This window comes from Janthinobacterium lividum (genome assembly GCF_034424625.1).
In the GTDB taxonomy this organism is placed as follows: domain Bacteria; phylum Pseudomonadota; class Gammaproteobacteria; order Burkholderiales; family Burkholderiaceae_D; genus Janthinobacterium; species Janthinobacterium lividum.
Genome location: NZ_CP139976.1, coordinates 3,630,493 through 3,649,536, shown reverse-complemented (window position 1 = coordinate 3,649,536; position 19,044 = coordinate 3,630,493). Strand labels below are relative to the sequence as shown.

The window sequence follows — 19,044 nt, the reverse complement described above, 5'->3', positions numbered from 1 at the left end:
CAGCACCACACCGACGCGCCGCGGTCCTTTCGTTCCGGCGCACCTGCTTTATTGCAATCGTGCCGGTCTATCCCGTTTTTGTTTGACACAGCCATGCAAACTTTAGCCATCAAATCCGTCGAGTATGAACATCCACAAGACGGAGCCAGCTGCACTGCCCACGCCTGGGCACGCACGCCAGCGACGCCTTCCCCGGCTGAAAAAGCCGAACTGATCACGCGCATCAAGCGCCTGCTGATCGAGCGCGAAGCCGTGCTCGTTGCCCACTACTACGTTGATGCTGACCTGCAAGACCTGGCGGAAGCCACGGGCGGCTGCGTCTCCGATTCCCTGGAAATGGCCCGCTTCGGGCGCGACCATCCGGCCAAGACCCTGGTCGTGGCCGGCGTGCGCTTCATGGGCGAAACGGCGAAAATACTCAGTCCCGAGAAAACGGTATTGATGCCCGACCTCGACGCGACCTGTTCGCTCGATCTCGGCTGCCCGGTGGATGAATTCACGGCCTTCTGCGACGCCCATCCGGACCGCACCGTCGTCGTCTACGCCAACACCAGCGCAGCAGTCAAAGCGCGCGCGGACTGGATGGTGACATCGTCCATCGGCCTCGACATCGTTGCCCATTTACATGCGCAGGGCAAGAAAATCCTGTGGGCACCCGACAAGCACCTGGGCTCGTATATCCAGAAGCAAACGGGCGCCGACATGCTGCTGTGGCAGGGGTCATGCCTGGTGCACGACGAATTCAAGGGCATCGAACTCGATTTGCTCAAGGAAGAGTATCCGCAAGCCAAAGTCCTCGTGCATCCGGAGTCGCCCGCGAATGTGGTGGCGCTGGCCGACATGGTGGGTTCCACGTCGCAAATGATTGCGGCAGCGCAAACTATGGACACGGACACGTTTATTGTCGCCACCGACAACGGCATCCTGCACAAGATGCGCGCGGCCGCGCCGGGCAAGCGTTTCATCGAAGCGCCCACGGCCGGCAACAGCGCCACCTGCAAAAGCTGCGCGCATTGCCCGTGGATGGCCATGAATGGCTTGCTGAACCTGGCGCAGACGCTGGAAAACATGCACAACGAAATCCACGTCGATCCTGCCGTCGGCCAACTGGCCGTGCGCTCGATCAACCGCATGCTCGATTTTGCCGCCGCCAAGAAGGCGGGCCTCAAGCCGGGCGCGGACCTGGCAAAAGAAACCACATTGTTCCAAGGAATCGGTCCAGCATGAGTACCCTCGTTAATTCTTTCGCCCCTTTCGATCCCGCCCTGGCGCGCGCATTCGAAGGCAATTTGCTGGCCGCCTTGCTGGAAGACGTGGGCCAGTGCGACCTGACGGGTGAGCTGGTGCCGCCTGACCACATCGTCACGGCCCGTGTCATCGTGCGCGAAGCAGCCGTGCTGTGCGGCGCGCCTTGGTTCGAAGGCATCATGAAAAGCCTGGACCGCAGCATCGACATCGTTTGGCATTACGCCGAAGGCGACATGATGGCGGCCGACAGCGTCGTCTGCACCATCGAAGCGCCGGCGCGCGCCTTGCTTACGGCCGAGCGCAGCGCCCTCAATTTCCTGCAATTGCTGTCGGCCGTGGCCACGGCCACGCGCCAGTATGTCGACGTGATCGCCGGCACCAAGGCGTCCATTTTAGATACGCGCAAGACCTTGCCTGGCCTGCGCCTGGCGCAAAAGTATGCGGTGCGCGTCGGTGGCGGCAAGAACCAGCGCCTGGCCCTGTACGACGGCATCCTGATCAAGGAAAACCATATCGCGGCCGCGGGCGGCGTCAGCCAGGCCCTGGAAAACGCGCGCAATCTCGACGCGGGCGTGCCCGTGCAGATCGAGGTGGAAACCCTGGCGCAATTGCAGGAAGCGCTGGATGCGGGCGCCGTCTCCGTCTTGCTCGATAACTTCAGCAACGACATGATGCGCGAGGCCGTGGCCATCACCAAAGGCCGTGCCTTGCTGGAAGCGTCCGGCGGCATCAATTTCGATACCGTGCGCGCCATTGCCGAAACGGGCGTGGACCGCATCTCGATCGGCAGCCTGACCAAGGATGTGCGGGCCACCGATTACTCCTTGCGCATCGTCGGCTGATGAACGGAGCAGGGCGGCGCCTGCTGGCCCTGGCGCTGCTGGCGCCTGCGCTGGCTGTGCCATCGCAGGCGCCAGCCCGGGAACTGCTGGCCGTGGGCGCGCAGTTCGAGCGCGTGTTCGAGTACCAGGACAGCGGTGAATATGGCGGCCTGGGCGCGGAATTGCTGCGCCTGATGGCGGCGCGCACGGGTAACACCGTGCGTTTTCGCATGGTGCCGTGGGCGCGCGCGCAAGCCATGCTGGTGCAAGGCCAGGCCGATATCCTGATCGGCCCCTACAAGACGCCCGAGCGAATCGCCAGCATGGCGTTTTCCGACAAGCCGTTCTACCAGGACCAGATGGTCTTTTATACGCGCCAGGACGCCAGCTTCGGCTGGGATGGCGACTACGCGGTGCTGAAGAACCGCCGGGTGGTGCTGCTCAATGGCTGGGCCTATGGCGCGGACTGGGAGCGCGTGCGGCCCGGCTTGCAGGTCAGCGTGGCCAACAATGTGGAAAACGGCTTGAAGATGCTGGTGCACAACCACGTCGACGTGTTTGTCAGCAACCGCCGCAACACCGATCCCGTGATTGCCCGCCTCGGCTATGGACGCCAGGTGAAACCATTGCCCAAAGTCATAGAACTGCAAAACGGCTATTTCGCCTTCCCCCGCTCGCCCACTTTCGACAAGCTGCGCTTGCAGTTCGACCAGGAGCTGAATAACCTGATCGAGACGGGCGAGCTGAAAAGACTGGGCAAGCGCTACGACGTCACCGTGCCCTGATGGATACGCATGCCGGCCCCCAGGGCGGCATGCGTGGTGGCACTACAACTGGCGTGCCTCGAACGTATTGCACTGGGAAATCTGGCCGCTTTCGATGCCCTTGGTAAACCAGCGCACGCGCTGCTCCGAGGTGCCGTGCGTAAACGAATCCGGCACGACATGGCCTTGCGACTGGCGCTGCAGCGCATCGTCGCCAATGGCCGTGGCCGCTTTCAGGGCCGCTTCCACGTCGCCCTGTTCCAGGATCTTGCGGTCGGCGTTCGCGTGATACGCCCACACGCCGGCAAAGCAGTCGGCCTGCAATTCCAGGCGCACGGACATGGCGTTGGCCTGGCGTTCCGACTGCGTGCGGCGCGCCTTGTCGACCTTCTCGGACAAGCCCAGCAGGTTTTGCACGTGGTGGCCCACTTCATGGGCGATCACATACGCTTCGGCGAATTCACCCGAGACCTTGAAGCGCTGCTGCATCAGATTGAAGAAATCGAGATCCAGGTAGACTTTCTGGTCGCCGGGGCAGTAGAAGGGGCCGCTGGCGCTCTGGCCCGTGCCACAAGCGGTCGGGGTGCTGCCGGAAAACAGCACCAGCTTGGGTTTCACATAGCTGCCGCCCTCGGCCTTGAACAGGGCGCCCCACGTGTCTTCCGTATCGGCCAGCACGGTTTTCACGAAGCGGGCCATCTCGTCCGATTCGGGCGGCTGGCGCGCCGGTGCCTGGCTTTGCTGGGTGCTGACCTGGCCGCCACCGCCGCTGAGCAGATTCAGCAAGGTCAAGGGATTGACGCCCAGCACATACGAGCCGACGAGGGCGATGACGATGGTGCCGATGCCGATCGAGCGCCCGCCAAAACCAAAGCCGCCACCGCCGCCCCCGCCGCCGTCTTCGCCACGGCGATCTTCCACATTGTCGCTTTCGCGATTGCCTTCCCATTTCATGATATCTACTCCTGCTGCGATTTGCGATTGATTGGTGACGCCGCAAGATGTCTCTTGCGGTGAATCTGATAACGAATCTTACAATTATCGCAGCAAACCGCGCCGCGACAGGAGCGACAGTGTTACGCTTTGCAACTTTCCAACCACATCACAACAGGTGCATGCATGGCGCTTGCCAACGATACACTCATTTCGGCCACGGCGGTGGTCCAGGCACAACTGGATGCCTATAACGCACACGACGTGCCGGCCTTACTGGCCATCTATGCCGATGACGCGCAGCAATTCCAGCATCCCGATACCTTGCTGGCTCAGGGCAGCGCGCAGATCGGTCCCCGTTTCACGGCCCGCTTCGCCGCCAGCCGGCCGCGGGCGCAGTTGCTGAACCGCATCGCCTGCGGCAAGCTGGTGATCGACCATGAAATCGTCCATGGCGACACGGATGATGGCGTATCGGCGCAGGAACTGGTGGCGACGTATGAAGTGACGCACGGTCGCATCAGCCGTGCCTGGTTCAGCTTTGGCGCGTTGACGCGCCTGCGCGTGGCGCAGCCGGCCGATGTGCCGCAAATGAATGCGCTGATCGCCCGTTCCGGCGTGGAACTGAGCGCGGGGTTTTATACGCAGGAACAGGCCGAGTCCGTGACGTGCCACGTGTTCGGCGTCGATACGCAACTCGTTGCTGACCGGACGTATTTCGTGATCGAACGCGATGGCGCCATGCTCGCCTGCGGCGGCTGGAGCCAGCGCGCCACCCTGTATGGCGCCGACCGCGCCAAGAGCGGGCCGGACCCGCTGCTCGATCCGGCCAGCCAGCCGGGCCGCATCCGCGCCTTTTTTGTGGAACCAGTGGCCGCGCGCCAGGGCCTGGGCAGCATGCTGATGCGCCATTGCGAGCGCCAGGCGGTGGCCGCCGGCTTTACTGCCCTGGAACTGGCCGCCACCTTGCCCGGCGTGCCGCTGTACCTGGCCAGCGGCTTTGCCGTCACGGAAGAGTTTCACTTGGACTTGCCCGACGACATCAAGCTGCCGCTGGCGCGCATGCACAAGCGGCTGTGATGCGGCGCTTTACCACGGCAGCGGCGCTTGCTCTCCGTTGGCGTGTTCGCCGTAGTACAGCGACGGCAGGAAACGCGACAGATAGGTAAATTCGCTGTAGCAATGGCGCAGCAAGTTCAGGCCCAGCACGTCGGGCACGTCGCGCACGGGGTTCAGGCTGTTGCGCCCCAGCAGGAAGCGGCTGCGCAGCACGCAGCCCGTGGGCGTATCACGCGCCAGGTGCAGCATTTCGCCATCGAGCGGATCGCCGTACGGGTCAAGCACGACGTAATCGCCAAAGCCGATGCGCGCGCAGACGGCGGCCGACAGGGCGCCGCTGTCCTGTGCGTGGCGCAGTTGCTCCGCATCGAACACGTCTTTCGGATCATGGAACTTCAGCTTGGCTTTCACGGGCGGAATGTCGCCCAGGGATTCCACTGCCTCGATCGAGGCGCCGTAGTAACGCTCTCCCTTTTTCCACGCGCCGTTCCAGCCGTGATGGGCCACGTGATCGTGCGGGTGCCACCACTTGATGTGCTGTGTCGTCTCGAAAAACGTAAACCACCAGTCCAGCATGCGCCCGCTGCAGCCGTGCAGTTCCGTGCGCGCCGCCACCAGCAGGCAACCGTCTTGCAGGCGCGTGATGCCCGTTTCCAGGGGCAGGGGGAACGGGTCGAGCAAGTCGCCCGTGTCGGTGATGTTCCATGGGAATTGAATATGCTGCGTCATGTCATTCTCCGTTGTTTGGGTAAAACAATTATATATTAAAGAAACGTATAACGTTTCCTAAATTGGATTCAGTGTAAAATCGTCTATCGATCAAGCTTGGAGCGGGCATGCGGGAAGAAGAGAGCAAGGCTGTGCGTGGACGGGGCCGTCCGGCGCGCCCGCCGGAGGAAGCGCGCGAGGCGGCCGTGCAGGCGGCCACCTGGCTGCTGCTGCACGAAGGCTATGCGGCCACGACCATGGAAGCGGTGGCGCGCCACGCGGGCATGGCAAAGAAGTCGCTGTATCAATATGCGGCCAACCGCGAGGAACTGGTCGCCCTGGTGGTGCGCGGCTGGACAGATGCCTTCCTGCCGGCCATGGCGCAGGATGCGGCCGCGCCTGGCGAAGTGCTGCCCTTATTGAAAGAGATCTTGCAGGCGATGGCGGCGCGCGTGCTGACGGCGGACGCCGTGGGCCTGTTCCGTTTGCTGTGCACGGAGTTTCCTGCCCGCGCCGATCTGCTGGCCGTGTATCAGCGCAACGGCATCGAGCGGGGCACGGCCCTGCTGGCCGAGTGGCTGCGGCGCCAGGCTGCGCGCGGCCATCTGGTGCTGCACGATGGGCAGGAACTGGCCGGCTTGCTGCTGGCCATGGTGATCGCCGAGCCGCTGCGGCAGATGGCGCTGGACTTGCTGGCGCCCGTGCCGTCCTGGGATGCCGCGCCGCGCATCGACGCCGCGCTGCGCCTGCTGGGCGGCTCGGCCTTCAGCGTGGCTGGTGCTTCAGCGCTTCGCGGCGGCTGAGGGGAGAGAGCAGCTGGCGGTGCGCGTTGGCAAATGTAGTCACCGCCTCGGGCGCGTGGCGCGCGTAATCGCGCAAGGCCCAGCCGATGGCCTTGCGGATGAAAAACTCGTTTTCGTGGGCCAGCGCCAGCGCCGCGTCAAATAGCCAGGCCGCATCCGTGTTGGCGCGCCAGCCCAGCTGGTGCAGCATGGCGATGCGGCGCAGCCAGAAATCGTCATGGCGCAAGGCCGCGTCCATGTGCGCATGGCCATCGCCGCCGCGCAGGTGCTCCGCCTGCAGCACGTCGCCGACAATGCCCGCCATGCCGTCCACGCTGTCCCACCATGCGCGCTGGCGCGCCAGGCCGAGCAGGGCGGGGATGTGCTCGATGCCCAGCTGGCGCCAGTGCAGGGCCAGCATGTCGAGCGCCACGTGCTGGTATTCGCGTTCCGGCTGCTGCCACAGCCGTTGCGCGTGTTCCAGCAGCGTTGCGGGATCGATGCCCTTCAAACCTGCCAGCAAGCCCTTGGCGGCCATCCGCCGCTGCGGCGCGGCCACGCCCAGGAAGATGAACTGGCCGCGCATGTAGGCCTGCATGGGTGCCGCACGGCCCGGTTCGGCCGCCGCTTCCAGCGCGGCCTTCAGTTCTGCATGTAAATCCATCGCATCTCGCTTTTTTCAGACGTAAAAAAAGCGCCCCGAAGAGCGCTCTTGTTCAGCCATCCAAACGGCTGATAGAACCGTAGCGAGCGGCAGCGATTTGTGGCCGAGACGCGCAACCGTGCTGGAGCACGGTGAGCATCGCAGGCCGCAAAGCGCGACGCGCAGTAGCTTATATCAGGCGTTTTTATTGGATTTTGGCTTTCTTCATCAGTTCGTCGCGGTAGGCGGCGAGTTTCTTCTGTTGCAGCGACTCGGCCACTTGACCCTTGACTTCTTCCAGTGCCGGCAACTTCGTCGGACGGGTTTCTTCCAGCTTGATCACGTGGAAGCCGAATTGCGATTGCACTGGCGTTTGCGTGACCTGGCCTGGTTTCAGGGCAACCATGGCGTCGGAGAATGGCTTCACGTACGAAGCTGGGCTAGCCCAGTCCAGGTCGCCGCCATTGGCTGCGGAACCGTCTTTCGATACTTTGGCCAGTTCTTCGAACTTGGCGCCGCCTTTCAGCTTGGCGATGATGTCTTTCGCTTCCGCCTCGGTGGCGACCAGGATGTGGCGTGCATGGTATTCCTTGTCGCCCGCTTGTGCCTTGAACTTGTCGTACTCGGCCTTGATTTCAGCGTCCTTGACGGGGTTTTTCTTGACGTAGTCGGCCAGCAGGGCGTTGATGATGATGCTTTGACGGGCATTGTCGATCTGCGACTTGACTTCCGGACGCGTGCCGTAGCCTTGCTTGTCGGCTTCCTGGATCAGCACTTCGCGGCCGATCAGGTCTTTCTTGATGGCTTCGCGCAATTGCGGCGAATCAGCTTGCTTGCCTTGGGCGACGACTTGTTTGACGACCTGGTCAACGCGCGACGATGGGATGGCCTTGCCATTCACGGTGGCCACGTTTTGCGCGAACGCAGGGATCGCTACAACGGCGACCAGGGCTAAGATCAGGCGGGCTGGCTTCAAAATCATGTTCATTCCTAATAAATTTACAAAAACTGATACAAGAGATCGCGACTGCCGTGCAGTTCGCGTTCAGGCGCAGAATACACGACCGGCGCCGAAAAGGGCGCCGGGGAGGTCAGTTCTTATTGAACTTTCGCTTTTTTGATCATTTCTTCCTGATACGCTTGCAATTTCTTTTGCTGCAGCGCTTCGGCGATCTGTGGCTTGACTTCTTCCAGGGTTGGCAGTTTTGCCGCGCGGGTGTCGTCCAGCTTGATCACGTGGAAACCGTTAGGCGTTTGCACCGGGGTGTCGGTAACCTGGCCTTTTTGCAGTTTCACGAAGGCGTCGGAGAACACTTTCGGGAAGGACGATGGCGCTGCCCAGTCCAGGTCGCCGCCGTTGTCGGCCGAACCGCTATCTTTCGATTGCTTGGCCAGGTCTTCGAACTTGGCGCCGCCTTTCAGCTTGGCGATGATGTCTTTCGCTTCAGCTTCGGTGCCCACCAGGATGTGGCGCACGTGGTATTCCTTGTCGCCGGTCTGGGCCACGAAGCGGTCGTATTCCGCCTTGATTTCAGCGTCGTTGACGGGATTCTTTTTCAGGTAGTCGCCGACCAGGGCGTTGATGACGATGGCCTGGCGTGCGTTCTCGATTTGCTGCTTGACGGCTGCATCTTTACCGAAACCTTTGTTTTCCGCTTCTTGCATCAGCACTTCACGGCCGATCAAGTCCTTCTTGATCATTTCGCGCAGTTGCGGCGAATCCGGTTGCTGGCCTTGGGCGACGACTTGCTTGACGACTGCATCAACGCGCGACGATGGGATAGGCTTGCCATTAACAACGGCAACATTTTGCGCAAAAACAGGTACCGCGACAACGGCGAGTAGTGCGATCAGCAAGCGGGCTGGCTTAAAAGTCATTATTAAATCCTGTTAGGGAAAGTTTCGTAAAAAACGCATGGAAAGAAAACGCGTGCATGGCGCTTGCAGCAAACGGCATACCAGGTTGCCCCGGTACGCCAAAAACGCCATCCTTACACTACTTCGGATGGCGCCAGTGCCACAATCGCCAATGCATGTATCTCATTATGCATCATATCGTGCACGGAATCATACACCAGTCGATGGCGCATGACGAGCCTGAGCCCCTCAAATTGACTAGAAATAATCCGCAGATTGTAATGGCCTCCGCCGGAGGCGGCGCCCGCATGGCCCCGGTGGCGTGCCGAGTCGTCTTCCAGCACGCATTCCAGAGGAGAAAGTGCCGTTTCCAGGCGGGTACGAATGCGCTGCATGCGCGTTTCCGGCGCGGTGTTTTCGGTGGTGGGGCTCATCATGCATCTTCCTTGATATGTTTGGCCAGGAACAGGGTTTGCGCCACGATGAAGGCAAAGAAGATGCCCGTCGCGCCAAACGCCTTGAAGCTGACCCAGGCGGCCATGTCGCCCTTGTACAGCACGAAGGCGACGAACAGGTTCAGTGCGCCGATGGCGCCAAAGAAAATGATCCATGCGGCCAGCAACTGGTTCCAGACGGCATCAGGCAACTGCACTTGCGCTTCCATGGTCTTGCGGATCAGGTTTTTCTTGAAACCCACGTAGGCGATCAGGAGTGCCAGGCCGGACAGCCAGTAGATCAGGGTCGGCTTCCATTTCAGGAAGAAATCGTCATGCAGGTAAATGCTGGCGCCGCCGAACACGACAAAGATGAACAGCGACAGCCACAGCATGCCGTCCACCTTGCGCCCGCGCAGCAGCAGATAGCTGACCTGGCAAGCCGTGGCGACGATGCCGACGAGGGTGGCAAGTATCCACGGCGCCTGGTCGGCCTTGATCAGGCCGCCAGACACGAAGCCGGACAAATATTGCTGCACGAAATCGTGCGTGGCCGTTTCATACATGCCGCCCAGTTTAAAAGCGGCAAAGAAGGCGATCAGGGGGAATAGGTCGAATAGAAATTTCATGGCGAGACTTTACACTGGTCTTATTGGAATCATCTTAGGAATGGCTTAGGAGCAACGCCCAAGCCATTGCCAGATCAAGGCTGCGGATCGAAGCGCAAGGAGGCCGAATTGATGCAATAGCGCAAGCCGGTCGGCGGCGGCCCGTCCGGGAAGACGTGGCCCAGGTGGGCGTCGCAGACGGCGCAGACGATTTCCGTGCGCAGCATGCCGTGGCTGCGGTCGACGATTTCCGTCACATTCGCCGGGTCGAGCGCCTGGAAATAGCTGGGCCAGCCGCAGCCCGAGTCGAACTTCGTGTCCGAGGCAAACAAGGGCGTGTTGCAGCAGACGCAGGTGTAGACGCCGTGTTCATGGTGGTCCCAGAACTTGCCCGTGAAGGCCCGTTCCGTGGCCGCGTGGCGCGTGACTTCGTATTGCATCGAGTCGAGCAGGGCGCGCCATTCGGCGTCGGTTTTTTTGACTTTATTGGTGGTCATAATGACTCCTCAGGATGAGCAACTGACTTCAAGGTGGCTGGCCCAGTCGGGCGGCAGGGCCGCATAGTGCTGGTGTTCGGGCTGTTCGTCAAATGGCTTTTGCAAAACTTCCAGCAATTTTGCCACTTCCGTGTAATCGTGCTGCTGGGCTTTCTCGATGGCCACTTGCGCCAGGTAGTTGCGCAGCACGTATTTCGGGTTAAGCTGGTTCATTGCCGCTTGCCGTTCGGCATCAACGCTGTGCTCCTGCTGCAGGCGCGCGCGGTACGCCGCTGCCCACGTATCGAAGGCGGGGCGGTCGATGAACATGTCGCGCAGCACGGTGTCGTGCTCGGGGGCGGCTATTTCCAGTGTCGCCAGCGCGCGGAAAAAGTTGGTGAAATCCACGTGGTTGGCTTGCATCAGCGCAAACATGCCATCGAACAGTTGCGTATCGTCGTCGTGTTGCGTGCGCAAGCCCAGCTTGGCGCGCAGCAAGGCATTCATCTTCTCCGCAAACGCGGGCTGGTAGCTGTCCAGCGCCGCCTGCGCCTCGGCCACTTCACCGATCAGCGGCAGCAGGGCCTGGCCCAGCGCATAGCAGTTCCAGTGGCCCACCTGTGGCTGGTTGGCGTAGGAATAGCGGCCCTGCTGGTCCGTATGGTTGCAGATGTGCTCGGCATCGAATGCTTCCATGAAGCCGAAGGGGCCGTAATCGAGCGTCAAGCCCAGGATCGACATATTGTCCGTGTTCATGACGCCATGCATGAAGCCCACGGCTTGCCATTGCGCAATCATGTGCGCCGTGCGCACGCAGACTTCGGCCAGCAAGGCTTGATATGGATTTGATGCAGCGCGCAAATGGGGATAAAAACCGTCGATGATGTAATCGGCAAGGATTTTCAGCTCGTCCGGCTTCTTGCGGTAAAACCAGTGTTCGAACGAGCCGAAGCGCACAAAACTGGGTGCCATGCGCGTCACGACGGCTGCAGTCTCGACGGTTTCGCGCATGATGCCTTGCTGCGAACCCATGATGGAGAGCGCGCGCGAGGTGGGAATGCCCAGCGCCGCCATGGCTTCCGAGCACAGGAATTCGCGGATGGACGAGCGCAGCACGGCGCGGCCGTCACCCATGCGCGAATACGGCGTGGCGCCGGCGCCTTTCAGCTGCAGTTCCATCGGACCGTGTTCGGTGGCGATGTCGCCCAGCAGGATGGCGCGGCCATCGCCCAGCTGGCCAGCCCAGACGCCGAACTGGTGGCCCGAATACACGGCCGACAGGGGCAGTGAACGCTCGGCAACCGTATTGCCGCTCAGCAGCGCCACATAGTCGGGCTCGGCCAGACGCGCGGCATCGAGGCCGATGAGGGCTGCGGCCGGTGCGCTGGCGGCCACGAAATACGGGGCGGGCAGGGGCGTGGGCATCAAGCGCGTATAGAACGCGGGCGGCAAGGCCGCAAAGGCATTATCCAGTGGTAAGGTATGAGCGGTGATGGCAATTCCAGTCAGTAAGATGGACCGGCAAGGTGCGCCAGCCTGGAATGCGATTTTACCGCACAGCGCCAGGGCGCGTGGCGGGCGCTGTCGTGGGGAGCAATGGGGCAAAAAACGGAATCAAAAATTCCATGCTGCAATGCAATATCGAAATGCGTTGACGATTTCCGCACGACCGTACGAAACTAAGGAAAATCTTTAACTTCCAACAATAACCGAGTATCCAAACCAGGAGACACGATGTCGGCATTTCCCTTGAGCCCAGTGATGGGCCAGATGATGAATCAGCCCCTGCTGATTTCCAGCATTATCGAGTTTGCAGCGCGTCATTATGGCTGCGGCGAAATCGTGTCGCGCCGGGTGGAAGGCGATCTGCACCGTTATACCTACCGCGATTGCCACCAGCGCACGCGGCGCCTGGCGAATGCCTTGCACGGCCTGGGCGTAGGCATGGGCGACCGGGTCGCCACCCTGGCCTGGAATGGCTACCGTCATCTGGAAGCGTACTATGCCGTGTCCGGCTCGGGCGCCGTGCTGCACACCATCAATCCGCGTTTGTTTCCCGAGCAGATCGCCTACATCTCGAACCACGCGGAAGACCAGGTGCTGCTGTTCGACCTGACCTTCCTGCCCGTGGTGGAAAAGATCGCCGCCGACTGCACCTTCGTGCGCCATTTCGTGCTGATGTGCGACCGCGACCGCATGCCCGCCAGCAGCAGCATTCCCGACCTGCTGTGCTATGAAGACCTGATCGACACGCATTCCGACGAGTATACATGGCCCGTGTTCGATGAAAACTCGGCCGCCGCCCTGTGCTATACCTCGGGCACGACGGGCAACCCCAAGGGCGCCCTGTATTCGCACCGCTCGACCGTGCTGCACGCGTATGCTTCGGCCATGCCCAGCGCACTGAACGTGCGCGCCACCGACACGGTCCTGCCCGTCGTGCCCATGTTCCACGTGAACGCCTGGGGCTTGCCGTATTCCGTGCTGCTGTCTGGCGCGCGCATGGTGTTTCCCGGCGCGGCGCTGGACGGCAAGTCGCTATACGAACTGTTCGAATCGGAAAAAGTGACCTTCTCGGCCGGCGTGCCCACGGTCTGGCTGGGCCTGCTGAACTATGCCTTGCAGAATGACCTGAAATTTTCCACCTTCCGCCGCACGGTGATCGGCGGCGCCGCGTGCCCGCCAGCCATGATGGATACCCTGATCGACAAGTTCGACGTGGAAGTCATCCATGGCTGGGGCATGACGGAAATGTCGCCGTTGGGCACCACGGGCGGCTTGCAGACCAAGCACCTGGCCATGGACAAGGAAGCGCAGCGCGATATCCTGCACAAGCAGGGCCATGCCATTTACGGCGTGGACATGAAGATCGTCGATGACGATGGCAAGGAATTGCCGTGGGATGGCGTGGCCTACGGCCATTTGCTGGTGAAAGGGCCGTGGATCATTTCCGCGTACTACAAGAACGAGGGCGGCGAGGTGCTGCAGGATGGCTGGTTCCCCACGGGCGACGTGGCCACCATCGATGCGGACGGCTACATGCAGATCACGGACCGCAGCAAGGACGTGATCAAGTCGGGCGGCGAGTGGATCGGCACCATCGACCTGGAAAACCTGGCCATGGCGCACCCGGCCGTGCTGCAGGCGGCCTGCATCGGCGTGTTCCACCCGAAATGGGACGAGCGCCCCGTGCTCGTCGTGGTGCTGCGCCCCGGCATGACGGTCACGCGCGAAGCGCTGTTGCAATTTTTTGAAGGCAAGATCGCCAAGTGGTGGACGCCCGACGACGTGCTGTTCATCGACGCCTTGCCCATGGGCGCCACGGGCAAGATCCAGAAGAACAAGCTGCGCGAGCAATTCAAGGGGCACAAGTTGCCGGGCTTGTAAAAAAACTTACGCCGCCTGCGGCAGCGCCGAGCCCAGCTTTTCCAGCAGATGGTCGCACTGGAAGACGGACAGGGTCTGGCGCTGCGCCTCCGTGCCGATATCGATCATTTCATCCATTTCGCTGCGCAAGTCGTCATGCTCTCCCGTGCGGATGATTTGCGGCGCCGCAAAGCGCTGGCTGTCGGAGATGGTCATGATGTTGTCGACATGGTCGACGAGAAAGCCGTAGCGCTCGGCACCCCGTTCCACGATCAAAATCTTGCCCGCGCCCGTGTCCGCCAGCGGCGGCATGGCGTACAGCTGGCGCAGGTCGATGATGCTGATCATTTGCTGGCGCAGGTTGAGCATGCCGCGCATGCAGGCCGGCATGCCCGGTGGCGTGGTGATGGTGCCGCTGAAGTCGATGATTTCGCGCACTTGCCCGATTTCCACGGCGAAGCGGGTTTCCACCGTAAACGTGATGTAGACGCGGCGCTGCGCCTTGCGCGTGGCGGCGCTGCCCGTTTCCGTGTCGGCCGGGTACAGGCGCGCGTGGCCGTCGCGCATTTCGACGATCTCCGCCTGCGACAAGATGCCCTTGTGGTCGAGGAAAATGATGTCGCCCAGACCCTCTTTCGTGATGCAGCCGGCAAACATGGCGGCGCGTGCTTTGCTCAGCAGGGGAATCGGCAGCACCTCGTCGCCAAAGAAATGCACGATGCTGTCGACGGAGTCGACGAGGAAGCCCACGGTCGTATCATCGAGGCGCACGACGATGATGCGCTGGTCGCTGGTCGCCGCCGTGCCGGACCCGGCCGCCTGCAGCAGGGCGCCGAAGTCGACGACGGCCACCTGGCTGCCGCGAAAATGCATGCGCCCGAGGCACAGTTCGCTGTTCAGCAGGGAGCTGTGCAGTTCCGGCACCCGGATGATTTCCTGGATGGCCAGCATTTCGAAGGCAAACGTGGCGCCGGCCGCATGGAAGCTGACGCACTGCCGGCGTTCGCTTTGCGCATGGTAGCGGGCCGAACTCAGCTTGGCGCCCGTCGCCTGCAGGGCCAGCACATGGGGTACGTTTTCGATGCGCAGCAGGGCATGCGGATCGAGTACCTGCAGCAGGCGCGCGCCGCCATCGAGCAGGATCGTGCCGGCGATGACGGCGTGGCTGTCGCCGGCCGCATATTGCAGGGCGCTGCGGGCGCTGGCGGGCACGCGCAGGATTTCGCCCGTATCCTGGAAGACGATACCGACCAGCACTTGCTGGAAGTCGAGGATGGCGATCTTGTCCGTGGCCACGGCGCGCGGCGCATCGGCGCGGAACAAGCGCCCCAGGTTGACCACCGGAATGACGCTGCCGCGCAAGGTGAACATGCCTTCCAGGTAGGCGGGCGACAGGGGCAGGGCCGTGACTTTCGCGGGGTAATTGACGACTTCGCGGATGCAACTGGCGGGCAGGGCGAATTCATCGTCGCCCAGGTGGAAGGAGCCGAACAGCTCGGCGGCCGTTTCTCCATGGGCCTGCGCTTGCAAGCCCGTCGCTTCATGCATATCCATATGCGCCTTCCTTGCGTGGAATTAATTCGGGTTGCGCCACCACATCGGTGACGGCATAGCTGTGGTTGGCGCAATCGATCAGCAACTGACGCCCGTGGCGTCCGCCCAGCGCGCAAAAACTCACCGACAAGCCGCACTGGTCCAGGTATTTTTGCGCCGCTTCCGCGTTTTGCCGGCCCACTTGCAATCTCCCATTGCGCGGGCCAAACATGCTGGCGCCGCCCGCCAGCACCACTTCGATATCGGCGTGATCGGCCTGGCGCACACCCATCATCCGCAGCAGCGAAGGCACGGCCTGGCTCACATAGCGTGCCCCCAGGCTGCTGTCGGTGCCCGGCGCTTCCGGCAGCAGGCAATGGGCCAGGCCGCAGCAGGGTCCATTCTTCCAGATGAAACCGATGCCGATGCAGGAGCCGAGCAAGGCTTGCAGCTGCTCGCCATGCGTGCCCACGCTGAGTTGCCCCATGCCAACATGGTGCAGCGGCAAGCTAGGGTCGATGATGATGTTCATGCGCTACCCGCCTTATAAATCATGGGAAACTCGAATTGGTAGCCGGTACCGAGGCGGGCGATGGTTTCCGACTCGCCCAGGATCAGCCGGCCCTCGTCCTTGAGGCTGAGCCGTGCCTGGCGCAGCACGGTTTCCTGGTGCTCGGCATCGAAATAGATCAGCACATTGCGCAGGAACACCAGGTCGAACTGCCGCGCCGGGCGCAATGCTTCCAGCAGATTATGCTGGGCAAAGCTGACGTGTTGCCGCAATTCCTCGTTGACCCTGACGCCATGCGGCGAGGGCGTGAAATATTTGCGCAGCAAGTCCGGATGCGACAGGCGGATGCGCTCGACGGAGCGGCCGCTGTACTGGCCGGCCCGTGCCGCGCCGAGGATTTGCTGCGAAATGTCGCTGGCCAGGATCTGGTAGCGGAAAGCGGGCGCTTGCAGCTTGAATTGCTCGCACAGCATGGCGATTGAATACAGCTCCTCGCCGCTGGCGGCCGCTGCCGACCAGATGGACAGGCAGCCGTCCGGATGCGCGCGGGCCCAGGCGGGCAGGTAGCGGTCGCGGAAGTAATCCCAGATGGACGGCGTGCGGAAGAACAGGGTGTCGTTGGTGGTCACCAGGTCGATGAAATGGGCCACCTCGTCGCGGTCGCTGCTGACGCGCTCCAGGTACGCCTGGTAGCTGTGCAGGGACAGCGCCCGCAGCCGAGGCTGCAAGCGCCGTTCCAGCAAGACGCTCTTGCGCGCCGTCATGGCGATGCCCGTATGCTGGCGCACCAGCGCGATCAGGGTCGTCAGCACCTCGGGCGTCAAGGTGGCCGCGTGGCTCATGGCCTACACCACGAAGCCGGAGACAGTCTGGTTCAGGCTGCCAGCGCGCTCGTTCAAGCCATCCGTCGAGCGGGCGATGCTGTCGCAGTTGGCGGCCGACTTTTCCGTTTCCTCGGCGATGTACTGGATCGCAGTCGACACTTCGCGCGCCGTCAGCAGCTGTTCATTGGCCGCCTTCGAGATATCGGAAATGGCCAGGGTGGTCTTCGCCACGCCCGAGACGATCTTGTCGAAGGCATCGCTGGCCTGGCGCGAAATCTCGCTGCCGGTGGAAACGCGCTTGACGGACTCGTTGATCAGCTTGGAGATTTCCTTGGTCGCTTGCGAGGAACGCTCGGCCAGCTTGCGCACCTCGTCGGCGACGACGGAAAAGCCCAGGCCGTGTTCGCCTGCACGCGCCGCCTCGATGGCCGCATTGAAGGCCAGCATATTCGTCTGGTTGGCGATTTCGCTGATCACCTTGACGATTTCGCCGATGTCTTCCGACGAGCGGTTGATCAAGTCCATCGCCTCGATCGACTTGGCGACGGCGCGCGCGCCCGCTTCCGCTTCCTGCTGCGTGGCTTTCGCCAGGGAATCGGCATTCGAGGTGTTTTCCGCGATGGAATTGATGGAGAACGTCAAACCGTCGATGGACGCGTTCATTTCTTCCACCGTGGCGCCCAGCGCCTGCGTGCCTACGGCCACGCCCGTGGCCCGTTCGGCGATCGCGTGCGAGGCGTCGGCAAAGCCGTTCGCGGCCGACACCACGTTGCCGATCACGCCGCGCAAGTCGACGATCATCTTGCTGATGCCGCCGGCCAGCAGGTCGATCGGCTCGTCGCCCTCGGGCACGATATTGCAGGTCAGGTCGCCTTGCGCCGCGCGCGCCACCGACTCGAGCAGGGCATTGACCTTGCGGCTGTCGTTGGCGGCCTTGGACTGGATGCTGTTTTCCAGGTTCACCTGTTCCGTGATGTCGATGGCGAACTTGACCACTTTATACGGCTTGCCGTTCAGGTCCAGGATGGGATTGTAGGTGGCCTGTATCCACACTACCTTGCCATGGCTGCCCAGGCGCTTGTAGCGGCCCGCGTCGAATTCGCCGCGGTTGAGCTTTTGCCAGAATTTCTTGTACTCGGGGCTGCTCGCGTACTCGGGCTCGCAAAACATGCGGTGGTGTTCGCCCTGGATATCGCTCAAGTCGTAGTCCATGACGGCGAGGAAATTGTCGTTTGCGTCCAGCACATTGCCGTGCATGTCGAATTCGATCACGGCCTGCGCCTTGCCGATGGCGCTGACCTTGCCTTCGTATTCGGCATTGCGCATTTTCAGGGCCGTGATGTCGCTGGCGAACTTGACCACCTTGAAGGGCCGGCCTTCCGCATCGAAAATGGGGTTATACGAGGCATTGAGCCAGATTTCGCGGCCGTCCTTGGTGACGCGCTTGTATTCGCCCGCGTCGAACTGGCCTTGCCCCAGCTTCTGCCAGAACTGCGCATAGTCGTCGCTCCTGGCGTAGTCGGGCAGGCAAAACATGCGGTGGTGCTTGCCCTTGATCTCGTCGAGCGTGTAGCCGACGGATTTGAGGAAATTGTCGTTGGCGTCGAGGATGGTGCCGTCGAGCCGGAACTCGATCACGGCCTGCGCCTTGCTGATGGCGTCGATCTTGCCTTCATAATCGGCGTTGCGGCGCTTGCTGGCCGTGATGTCGGTGGCAAACTTGATGACTTTATACGGCTTGCCGTCCGCATCGAGGATGGGATTGTAGGACGCATTGATCCACACTTCGCGCCCATCCTTGGCGCGGCGCTTGTATTCGCCATGGTCGAACTCGCCACGTCCCAGTTTGGCCCAGAAGGTGGCGTATTCGGCCGTTTTCACATAGTCGGGGTCGCAGAAGATGGCATGGTGCTTGCCTTGCACTTCGTCCAGGGTATAGCCGAGGACGCGCAGGAAATTGTCATTCGCATGCAGGATGGTGCCGTCGAGTTCGAATTCGATGACGGCCTGGACACGGTTCAATGCAGTATTTATCGCTTGTAAGTCCAGATCCTGGGAGTGGCTGACATGGCTGGCTGCGTCCATAGTATTTCCTTCGGGGTGAGAAGAGGAATGGGAACGATAAGGCTGCTGTTATTATTTTTTCTGCTATCCATATAAGGCAGCGATGTTATTGCATGGATCGACACCTGGTGATAATCGGTGAGAATGTGCGCGATCAATGGCCGCCAGTGTTTGCCCTGCGGTTTGCCCTATAGTGGATAAATTGTAGAGTATTGATTTGAATCAACAATTTGATTATTCCCCAGCATCTGGCGAAAAACAAGGGGCGGAAATAAATAATGTCAAAACTGTCGTAATTGACCCATGCCGGCATATAACCAACCCATTATTTTGCATAATAAAACGCCGTTATTATTATTGTGCTTTTATTATTTAAATGAATATCCAAGTGATAGCTTCTACGGGAGCTTGCT

At 61.4% G+C, this 19,044-nt stretch carries 19 protein-coding genes; 6 read left to right on the top strand and 13 right to left on the bottom strand.

Annotated features, from left to right (window positions below):
• Positions 1 to 93: 93 nt before the first annotated feature.
• From nadA to U0004_RS16500, 3 genes are read left to right on the top strand one after another with little or no spacing between them, the layout of a single operon-like run.
• The gene (gene nadA / locus U0004_RS16510; protein ID WP_034756048.1) at positions 94 to 1,227 is read left to right on the top strand and encodes a quinolinate synthase NadA; all 1,134 of its coding nucleotides are present in this window, start codon (positions 94 to 96) and stop codon (positions 1,225 to 1,227) included.
• Complete coding sequence (gene nadC, locus U0004_RS16505; protein ID WP_070259452.1) at positions 1,224 to 2,090, top strand: carboxylating nicotinate-nucleotide diphosphorylase; 867 nt, start codon at positions 1,224 to 1,226, stop codon at positions 2,088 to 2,090. The genes nadA and nadC overlap by 4 nt, the downstream gene beginning before the upstream one ends.
• Positions 2,090 to 2,854 carry a substrate-binding periplasmic protein gene (locus U0004_RS16500; RefSeq protein ID WP_115057505.1) on the top strand — a complete coding sequence of 255 codons (765 nt, stop codon included), beginning with the start codon at positions 2,090 to 2,092 and terminating at the stop codon, positions 2,852 to 2,854. Before nadC ends, U0004_RS16500 begins: the two co-directional genes overlap by 1 nt.
• A 42-nt stretch (positions 2,855 to 2,896) precedes the next feature.
• On the opposite strand, the gene ypfJ is transcribed toward U0004_RS16500, so the two are convergent.
• The gene (ypfJ, locus tag U0004_RS16495) at positions 2,897 to 3,787 is read right to left on the bottom strand and encodes a KPN_02809 family neutral zinc metallopeptidase (RefSeq protein WP_034784624.1); all 891 of its coding nucleotides are present in this window, start codon (positions 3,785 to 3,787) and stop codon (positions 2,897 to 2,899) included.
• Between the two features lie 165 nt (positions 3,788 to 3,952).
• On the opposite strand from ypfJ, the gene U0004_RS16490 reads away from it, so the two are divergent.
• Positions 3,953 to 4,846, top strand: coding sequence for a GNAT family N-acetyltransferase (locus U0004_RS16490; RefSeq protein ID WP_081345853.1), 894 nt, complete (start codon positions 3,953 to 3,955; stop codon positions 4,844 to 4,846).
• A gap of 9 nt (positions 4,847 to 4,855) precedes the next feature.
• Here U0004_RS16490 and U0004_RS16485 read toward each other — a convergent pair whose 3' ends face one another.
• Complete coding sequence (locus U0004_RS16485) at positions 4,856 to 5,554, bottom strand: DAPG hydrolase family protein (protein ID WP_070259456.1); 699 nt, start codon at positions 5,552 to 5,554, stop codon at positions 4,856 to 4,858.
• A 107-nt stretch (positions 5,555 to 5,661) separates the two neighbouring features.
• Between U0004_RS16485 and U0004_RS16480 the strand changes: the two genes are divergently transcribed.
• Entirely contained in the window at positions 5,662 to 6,336 is a 675-nt protein-coding gene (locus U0004_RS16480) for a TetR/AcrR family transcriptional regulator (RefSeq protein WP_070259458.1), read from the top strand.
• Here the strand turns inward: U0004_RS16480 and U0004_RS16475 are convergent.
• The 7 genes from U0004_RS16475 to U0004_RS16445 form a co-directional block, all read right to left on the bottom strand.
• Complete coding sequence (locus U0004_RS16475; RefSeq protein ID WP_070259460.1) at positions 6,299 to 6,979, bottom strand: DNA alkylation repair protein; 681 nt, start codon at positions 6,977 to 6,979, stop codon at positions 6,299 to 6,301. The two genes, U0004_RS16480 and U0004_RS16475, sit on opposite strands and share 38 nt — an antisense overlap.
• Positions 6,980 to 7,163: 184 nt before the next feature.
• A complete protein-coding gene (locus U0004_RS16470; protein ID WP_034756072.1) occupies positions 7,164 to 7,940 on the bottom strand; it encodes a peptidylprolyl isomerase in 777 nt (258 codons plus the stop codon).
• Positions 7,941 to 8,056: 116 nt separating this feature from the next.
• On the bottom strand, positions 8,057 to 8,836 hold the full coding sequence (locus U0004_RS16465; RefSeq protein WP_034784620.1) for a peptidylprolyl isomerase: 780 nt from the start codon (positions 8,834 to 8,836) through the stop codon (positions 8,057 to 8,059).
• 113 nt (positions 8,837 to 8,949) lie between these two features.
• Positions 8,950 to 9,252 carry a BolA family protein gene (locus U0004_RS16460; RefSeq protein ID WP_231958277.1) on the bottom strand — a complete coding sequence of 101 codons (303 nt, stop codon included), beginning with the start codon at positions 9,250 to 9,252 and terminating at the stop codon, positions 8,950 to 8,952.
• Positions 9,249 to 9,878: a septation protein A gene (locus tag U0004_RS16455; RefSeq protein WP_070259462.1), complete on the bottom strand. Its 630-nt coding sequence runs from the start codon at positions 9,876 to 9,878 to the stop codon at positions 9,249 to 9,251. Before U0004_RS16455 ends, U0004_RS16460 begins: the two co-directional genes overlap by 4 nt.
• Positions 9,879 to 9,952: 74 nt before the next feature.
• A complete protein-coding gene (gene msrB, locus U0004_RS16450) occupies positions 9,953 to 10,354 on the bottom strand; it encodes a peptide-methionine (R)-S-oxide reductase MsrB (RefSeq protein WP_070259464.1) in 402 nt (133 codons plus the stop codon).
• 9 nt (positions 10,355 to 10,363) lie between these two features.
• A complete protein-coding gene (locus U0004_RS16445) occupies positions 10,364 to 11,842 on the bottom strand; it encodes a protein adenylyltransferase SelO (RefSeq protein WP_174718129.1) in 1,479 nt (492 codons plus the stop codon).
• A 225-nt stretch (positions 11,843 to 12,067) separates the two neighbouring features.
• On the opposite strand from U0004_RS16445, the gene U0004_RS16440 reads away from it, so the two are divergent.
• Positions 12,068 to 13,720: a 3-(methylthio)propionyl-CoA ligase gene (locus tag U0004_RS16440; RefSeq protein WP_070259466.1), complete on the top strand. Its 1,653-nt coding sequence runs from the start codon at positions 12,068 to 12,070 to the stop codon at positions 13,718 to 13,720.
• 6 nt (positions 13,721 to 13,726) lie between these two features.
• Here the strand turns inward: U0004_RS16440 and U0004_RS16435 are convergent, their stop codons facing one another.
• From U0004_RS16435 to U0004_RS16420, 4 genes are read right to left on the bottom strand one after another with little or no spacing between them, the layout of a single operon-like run.
• Positions 13,727 to 15,253, bottom strand: a complete 1,527-nt coding sequence (locus U0004_RS16435; protein ID WP_231958275.1) for a chemotaxis protein CheW — start codon at positions 15,251 to 15,253, stop codon at positions 13,727 to 13,729.
• Positions 15,240 to 15,764 carry a chemotaxis protein CheD gene (locus U0004_RS16430; RefSeq protein ID WP_070259468.1) on the bottom strand — a complete coding sequence of 175 codons (525 nt, stop codon included), beginning with the start codon at positions 15,762 to 15,764 and terminating at the stop codon, positions 15,240 to 15,242. Before U0004_RS16430 ends, U0004_RS16435 begins: the two co-directional genes overlap by 14 nt.
• Complete coding sequence (locus U0004_RS16425; RefSeq protein WP_070259470.1) at positions 15,761 to 16,585, bottom strand: CheR family methyltransferase; 825 nt, start codon at positions 16,583 to 16,585, stop codon at positions 15,761 to 15,763. Before U0004_RS16425 ends, U0004_RS16430 begins: the two co-directional genes overlap by 4 nt.
• A gap of 3 nt (positions 16,586 to 16,588) precedes the next feature.
• Positions 16,589 to 18,652, bottom strand: coding sequence for a methyl-accepting chemotaxis protein (locus U0004_RS16420; protein ID WP_081345854.1), 2,064 nt, complete (start codon positions 18,650 to 18,652; stop codon positions 16,589 to 16,591).
• Positions 18,653 to 19,044: the final 392 nt, after the last annotated feature.

Excerpts from the sequence above, each read along its gene's own strand:
- nadA (WP_034756048.1), top strand. The coding sequence starts at position 94 with ATGCAAACTTTAGCCATCAAATCCGTCGAGTATGAACATCCACAAGAC.
- nadC (WP_070259452.1), top strand. The coding sequence starts at position 1,224 with ATGAGTACCCTCGTTAATTCTTTCGCCCCTTTCGATCCCGCCCTGGCG.
- U0004_RS16500 (WP_115057505.1), top strand. The coding sequence starts at position 2,090 with ATGAACGGAGCAGGGCGGCGCCTGCTGGCCCTGGCGCTGCTGGCGCCT.
- ypfJ (WP_034784624.1), bottom strand. The coding sequence starts at position 3,787 with ATGAAATGGGAAGGCAATCGCGAAAGCGACAATGTGGAAGATCGCCGT.
- U0004_RS16490 (WP_081345853.1), top strand. The coding sequence starts at position 3,953 with ATGGCGCTTGCCAACGATACACTCATTTCGGCCACGGCGGTGGTCCAG.
- U0004_RS16485 (WP_070259456.1), bottom strand. The coding sequence starts at position 5,554 with ATGACGCAGCATATTCAATTCCCATGGAACATCACCGACACGGGCGAC.
- U0004_RS16480 (WP_070259458.1), top strand. The coding sequence starts at position 5,662 with ATGCGGGAAGAAGAGAGCAAGGCTGTGCGTGGACGGGGCCGTCCGGCG.
- U0004_RS16475 (WP_070259460.1), bottom strand. The coding sequence starts at position 6,979 with ATGGATTTACATGCAGAACTGAAGGCCGCGCTGGAAGCGGCGGCCGAA.
- U0004_RS16470 (WP_034756072.1), bottom strand. The coding sequence starts at position 7,940 with ATGATTTTGAAGCCAGCCCGCCTGATCTTAGCCCTGGTCGCCGTTGTA.
- U0004_RS16465 (WP_034784620.1), bottom strand. The coding sequence starts at position 8,836 with ATGACTTTTAAGCCAGCCCGCTTGCTGATCGCACTACTCGCCGTTGTC.
- U0004_RS16460 (WP_231958277.1), bottom strand. The coding sequence starts at position 9,252 with ATGATGAGCCCCACCACCGAAAACACCGCGCCGGAAACGCGCATGCAG.
- U0004_RS16455 (WP_070259462.1), bottom strand. The coding sequence starts at position 9,878 with ATGAAATTTCTATTCGACCTATTCCCCCTGATCGCCTTCTTTGCCGCT.
- msrB (WP_070259464.1), bottom strand. The coding sequence starts at position 10,354 with ATGACCACCAATAAAGTCAAAAAAACCGACGCCGAATGGCGCGCCCTG.
- U0004_RS16440 (WP_070259466.1), top strand. The coding sequence starts at position 12,068 with ATGTCGGCATTTCCCTTGAGCCCAGTGATGGGCCAGATGATGAATCAG.
- U0004_RS16435 (WP_231958275.1), bottom strand. The coding sequence starts at position 15,253 with ATGGATATGCATGAAGCGACGGGCTTGCAAGCGCAGGCCCATGGAGAA.
- U0004_RS16430 (WP_070259468.1), bottom strand. The coding sequence starts at position 15,764 with ATGAACATCATCATCGACCCTAGCTTGCCGCTGCACCATGTTGGCATG.
- U0004_RS16425 (WP_070259470.1), bottom strand. The coding sequence starts at position 16,585 with ATGAGCCACGCGGCCACCTTGACGCCCGAGGTGCTGACGACCCTGATC.
- U0004_RS16420 (WP_081345854.1), bottom strand. The coding sequence starts at position 18,652 with ATGGACGCAGCCAGCCATGTCAGCCACTCCCAGGATCTGGACTTACAA.